General features: G+C 67.4%; 1 protein-coding gene. It reads left to right on the forward strand.

The genetic code is table 11. The annotated features are described in order from the left end of the window. Nucleotides 1-224 precede the first annotated feature (224 nt). A complete protein-coding gene (gene xth / locus V3B64_RS13120) occupies nucleotides 225-1007 on the forward strand; it encodes an exodeoxyribonuclease III (RefSeq protein WP_121504106.1) in 783 nt (260 codons plus the stop codon). Nucleotides 1008-1073 lie beyond the last annotated feature (66 nt).

Consider the following 1073-nt stretch of genomic DNA (forward strand, 5'->3'; position numbering starts at 1 on the left):
CGTGCGGGGGGGGCCCGGCCGGCCCCCGCCCCCCGGGGGTGCGGGGGGGGGGCGGGGGGCGCCCCCCCCCCCCCCCCCCCACTACCGGTAGGTGCCAACCCGCGCGGCCCCTTCCGGTAGTTGCCAACCTTGGTTGGCACACGGTGATTGCTGGCGCCAACCAAGGTTGGCGTCTACCGGGGTATAGGGGCGCCCATCAAGGCCCACCCGGTTAGAATGCCCCCATGAAGATCGCCTCGTGGAACGTCAATTCGCTCAATGTCCGCCTGCCGCACCTGGAGCAGTGGCTCAAGGAGTTCGGCCCGGACATCGTCGGTATCCAGGAAACCAAGCTGGAGGACCACAAGTTCCCCGATTCGGCGCTGATCGCCGCGGGCTACCGCAGCGTGTTCGCCGGCCAGAAGACCTACAACGGCGTGGCGCTGCTGTCGCGTGAGCCGGCGCAGGACGTGCAGATCGGCATTCCCGGCTTCGAGGACGAGCAGAAGCGCGTCATCGCCGGTACCTTCGGTGACCTGCGGGTGATCAACCTGTACGTGGTCAACGGCCAGGACATCGGCACCGACAAGTACGACTACAAACTGCGCTGGTTGGAGGCGGTGCATGCGTGGATCGCCGAAGAACTGCAGCGGCACCCGAAGCTGATCGTGATGGGCGACTTCAACATCGCCCCGGACGCGCGCGATGTGCACGACCCGGAGGTGTGGAACGAAAACCACATCCTGACCTCCACCGCCGAGCGCGGCGCACTCAACAAGCTGCTGCAGCTGGGCCTGCACGATGGCTTCCGCCTGCACAACGACGAGGCGGGCACCTTCAGCTGGTGGGATTACCGTGCGGCCGGCTTCCGCCGCAACCTGGGCCTGCGCATCGACCTGACCCTGGTCTCCGAAGCACTGAAGGGCAGTGCGGTGGCCTCGGGCATCGACCGCGAGCCGCGTACCTGGGAACGCCCGAGCGACCATGCGCCGGCGTGGGTGGAAGTAGAGTCGAGCTTGCTCGACTGATCTCCCATGCAGTCGAGCAAGCTCGACTCTACAGAACGGGGCCCGGCGATTGCCGGGCCCGTCCTG

The organism is Stenotrophomonas sp. SMYL86 (assembly GCF_036320025.1).
Classification (GTDB): Bacteria; Pseudomonadota; Gammaproteobacteria; order Xanthomonadales; family Xanthomonadaceae; genus Stenotrophomonas; species Stenotrophomonas maltophilia_A.

Coding starts and splice junctions, on each gene's coding strand:
- xth (WP_121504106.1), top strand. CDS start 225: ATGAAGATCGCCTCGTGGAACGTCAATTCGCTCAATGTCCGCCTGCCG.